Source organism: Leptolyngbya sp. FACHB-36 (assembly GCF_014695955.1).
In the GTDB taxonomy this organism is placed as follows: Bacteria; Cyanobacteriota; Cyanobacteriia; order Leptolyngbyales; family Leptolyngbyaceae; genus FACHB-36.
The window spans coordinates 1-3,785 of sequence record NZ_JACJPG010000278.1 but is presented as its reverse complement, the minus strand read 5'-3'; the positions used below and the strand labels follow the sequence as shown (position 1 = coordinate 3,785).

Annotated in this window: 3 protein-coding genes and 1 pseudogene; 2 read left to right on the top strand and 2 right to left on the bottom strand. The window is 56.2% G+C overall.

Annotated elements, in window-relative coordinates; genetic code table 11:
• Positions 1-1,107 (top strand): HAMP domain-containing sensor histidine kinase (locus tag H6F43_RS07345; RefSeq protein ID WP_190342141.1); only part of this gene is annotated, 1,107 nt, incomplete at its 5' end.
• Positions 1,108-1,134: 27 nt separating this feature from the next.
• Here the strand turns inward: H6F43_RS07345 and H6F43_RS07340 are convergent.
• Complete coding sequence (locus H6F43_RS07340) at positions 1,135-2,277, bottom strand: peptidoglycan recognition family protein (protein WP_190342139.1); 1,143 nt, start codon at positions 2,275-2,277, stop codon at positions 1,135-1,137.
• A 224-nt stretch (positions 2,278-2,501) separates the two neighbouring features.
• Between H6F43_RS07340 and H6F43_RS07335 the strand changes: the two genes are divergently transcribed.
• Positions 2,502-3,194 (top strand): response regulator transcription factor, encoded by a 693-nt coding sequence (locus H6F43_RS07335; protein WP_190342137.1) that lies wholly within the window; start codon positions 2,502-2,504, stop codon positions 3,192-3,194.
• Positions 3,195-3,341: 147 nt separating this feature from the next.
• Here H6F43_RS07335 and H6F43_RS07330 read toward each other — a convergent pair.
• Positions 3,342-3,785, bottom strand: a pseudogene (locus tag H6F43_RS07330) (leucyl aminopeptidase); the annotation flags it as partial.

Sequence of the window (3,785 nt, the reverse complement as noted above, 5' to 3'; positions counted from 1 at the left end):
GTGATACGGGGGGTAGAGAAAGCGGGGAAGGGCAAAGGGTCTGTGGAGAGCAACCTCGAACCTCAAACAAACCTCAAATCTCAAGCTCCTCCCCCCTCCCCCGATCCGCTCTTGCTTCGCCAAGTGACGCACCGTGTTGAGATTGGTCGTCAAGTGCTGGGCTATCTGCGGGTGAGCCACCCCTGGTTTGAGGTGACGAAGCCAACACGCCAGTTGGTGCTTGACCTGAGTATGGGGATGACGCTGATGATTGCGGCAGTTGGGGCGATCGGTTGGTTTCTGTCGGGGTTGGCGATGCAACCCGTGCGCGATTCGTACCAGCGGCTAAAGCAGTTTACGGCAGATGCCTCTCACGAGTTGCGGAACCCGATCGCCATTATTCAAACGAATGTGCAGGTTGCCCTAGCAGACCCAGACCCTGATCTGCTGCAACAGCAGCAGCATTTGAAAGTCGTCGAGCGACTGACCCGACGACTTGGGCGCTTAGTAGACGATTTGCTGTTCTTGGCGCGACAAGATAGCGGCATGGTGCAGGTTCGCCACCTGCCTGTAACGCTGGATACTCTGCTGGATGAAGTGATCGAAGAACAGCAGACGATCGCGCAGGAAAAAGGCATTCAACTTAATCTTACCTGCATCGAACCGACCGATAGCGCTGCCTTGCCCACAGCTTCAGTCAGCGCAGCGCTATCAAGTTCGACCGTGGCGGTGACAGCGCGAACGGTCAGTGACTGGACAGCGCTGTCTGCCGATCGCGACCAGCTAGCTCGATTGTTCACCAATCTGGTCGGTAATGCGGTTCAGTACACGCCCGTTGGCGGCACAGTGCAAGTAGACCTGCAACGTTGTGGGCGGCTTGGCACCTATCATTTGCAGGTCACCATTCGCGACACGGGCATCGGCATTCCTCTAGAAGCGCTGCCACACTTGTTCGATCGCTTTTACCGCGTCGATCCTGCCCGGACCCAAACTGCCAGCGCAGGCTCCGGACTGGGGTTGGCGATTGCTCAAGCGATCGTTCAAAATCACCAGGGACACATCCACATCGACAGCACGGTGGATCAGGGAACCACCGTGACTGTTACGCTGCCGCAAACCACTCCGTAGTGAAGTAGCGAATCGCTGATAGCGAAGCTATCTCAAACGCTGCTTCACCGTCTGCCGAATCTCCTCTAGCCGCACCGTCCGACCGCCCGGAGAGCCGGGACACTCGGTGCTAACGCGATCGCGGTGTCCACAGATGAGCGGTATGTTGCGCGTACCAAACTCAGCCGTTGGCGTGGGCACGGGTGTAGCTGGGTCCTTGAAACCGTAGCGCTGACACAGCGTAGTACAGAGCGTTACCGCAGACTGAAACTGCTGTGCCGAGATCGTTTGGCTGCTGTAGACTCCATCAAACGCCACGCCGATTCCATCGTTTACGACATCGTGTGCGCCGCGTCTGCGCTCCGATCGGGCTTCGTAAATCCTGCCGCTGGGCATGATGATGTAGTGATAGCCAATATCACTCCAGCCGTTTCCCTGAACGTGGCTGCGCCAGATACTCCGCATCCGCTCTAGCTCTTGAGCTTGGGATGCGCTTACTGCTGGCGTTGGGCTAATAAACGTGTGGTGAAGGGTGATTCGCTTCGGCTGCAAGTTTGGCAAGTCGGCGGGCGTCGCTTGGCTAGTCCAAGCGCTTCGAGGAACGATTTTTAGAACATCGTTGGGCTGCACGTCCAGCGTCACCTGAGCCCGATCCTGCTCAGAGCCAATAATCTCAATCAGGCGGCGCCCCGCCTGACGAAACACGACTGGAGCTTGCCATTTGCCTGCTTGTACCCGTGGACGGGCAAGTTCGTACTTTTGGTCTGCCCGCAGAACGAGTTGGTCACCGTCTGCGTAATCGTCTGCTTCGCCGCTGAGGACGATGTTTTCCTCCGCGCGAATCCGGGCCGGCAAATTGGTAAATCGCAGCCGAGGGGAGCGCGGCGGCTGTGGGGTCGGCTTGGGAGGTTGTGGCGGGGCAGGCTGCGGCGCTTGGGTAACAACCTGGATGGTCAGATCGACGCCCTCCGTGCCAACGGCAATCCGTAAGCGGCGACTGCCTGCCTGCTGAAACAAAAAATCTACCTTCCAACTGCCGTCGGCGGCAACGATCGGTCCCGCCGTTCGATACTGCCCATCTACGGTCAGGGTCAGCGTCTGGTTGGCGTAGTTGGGCGAAGCAACGCCAGAAATGGAAAACCGCTGTCTCACTTGAACAGGTCCTTGGGGAGCCTGAGTGACTTTGATCATGAAAGGAACAACCTCACAAATGCACCCATGCGGATGGGCAACCGTTGATTAGTGTAGCCGCGACTTCCCCCACCTGCACATAACGTTGTGTATCGCGTAACAAATTGCGAATCAGTTGACCGACCAGTAAATCAACAGAGTGAGGGATGCCGTGTCGAAGAGTTATGAGTACCATATCCGTATCCCTTCATAACGCATGTTTTATTGCATCAGGAGCAGATTGAATGCCGGGTCAACTGTTGTTAGTCGATGATGAGCCGGGTTTGCGCGAGGCGGTGCAAGCATATTTAGAAGACAGCGGCTTCACGGTCGATGTTGCCAGTAATGCGCGAGATGGGTTGGAACTGGCGCACCAAAAGCTGCCGGATTTGGTGATTACGGACATTATGATGCCGCAGGTAGACGGCTACCAGTTCCTCAAGCAGCTACGTGACGATCCCCAGTTGAAAAGTTTGCCTGTGGTGTTCTTGACCGCGAGGGGCATGACGGCAGACCGGATTCAGGGCTACACCGCCGGGGTCGATGCGTATTTGTCTAAGCCGTTTGACCCCGATGAGCTTGTCGCGATCGTGTCCAATCTGTTAGAAAAACAAGCTGCCCTGCGCACCGCCAGCGAAACGGATGATACACACAACATCGCTGACATGGCGCGCCAGATTGCTGAAATTCGAGCGCTTTTGACTCAGCGCGGAGCGATCGCTCAATCTCCCAGCCCGATCAAAATTGACTTCACGCCCAGAGAGCAAAGCGTTCTGGAACTGGTGGTCGATGGCTTGATGAACAAAGAGATTGCGCGCCGCTTAGAGACCAGCGTTCGCAACGTTGAGAAGTACGTCAGCCGCCTTTTTAGCAAAACGGGCACAAACAGTCGCACAGAACTGGTGCGGTTTGCGCTAGAGCATGGCTTAACGAGGTGAATTCTGCTGGAAGGGTTCACTGGGAAGTGTTGTAGAACCTGTGTACAGCTACTTCTTACGAGAATACGAGAAGAGGAGCCTAAATTGATTAGAGTTGAGGCTCCTCTTCTTGTGAGAGATAGGTTGGGCTAGGTTTGACAGTGGGCGTTAGCTGGCAACCCAGCTTACAAGCGTCCGAACCCCAAAGCCCGTTGCGCCTGCGCCGTTGTAGCCATTCTCTTTGTCAGCCCAGACTGGACCTGCTACGTCTAAGTGCGCCCACGGGGTGTCTTTAACAAACTGCTTTAGAAACAGCGCTGCTGTAATTGCGCCACCCGCACGGGGTCCGGTGTTTTTCATATCAGCAAGCGGCGATTTCAAGCCCTCGAAGTACTTATCCTCCATTGGCATCCGCCAGAGTTTTTCACCCGCGAGTTTTGCCGCTTCGGTCAGTTGAGTCGCAACGGCATCATCAGGACTCCACAAACCCGCAATATCCTCGCCCAGCGCGACCACACAGGCTCCCGTCAACGTTGCCAAATCCACGATCGCGTCTACGCCCAGCTTTTCTGCAAATACCAGCGCATCCGCCAGGGTCAGGCGACCTTCGGC

Bases quoted from the DNA above. Each gene is read 5' to 3' on its own strand.
- H6F43_RS07340 (WP_190342139.1), bottom strand. From the start codon at position 2,277: ATGATCAAAGTCACTCAGGCTCCCCAAGGACCTGTTCAAGTGAGACAG.
- H6F43_RS07335 (WP_190342137.1), top strand. From the start codon at position 2,502: ATGCCGGGTCAACTGTTGTTAGTCGATGATGAGCCGGGTTTGCGCGAG.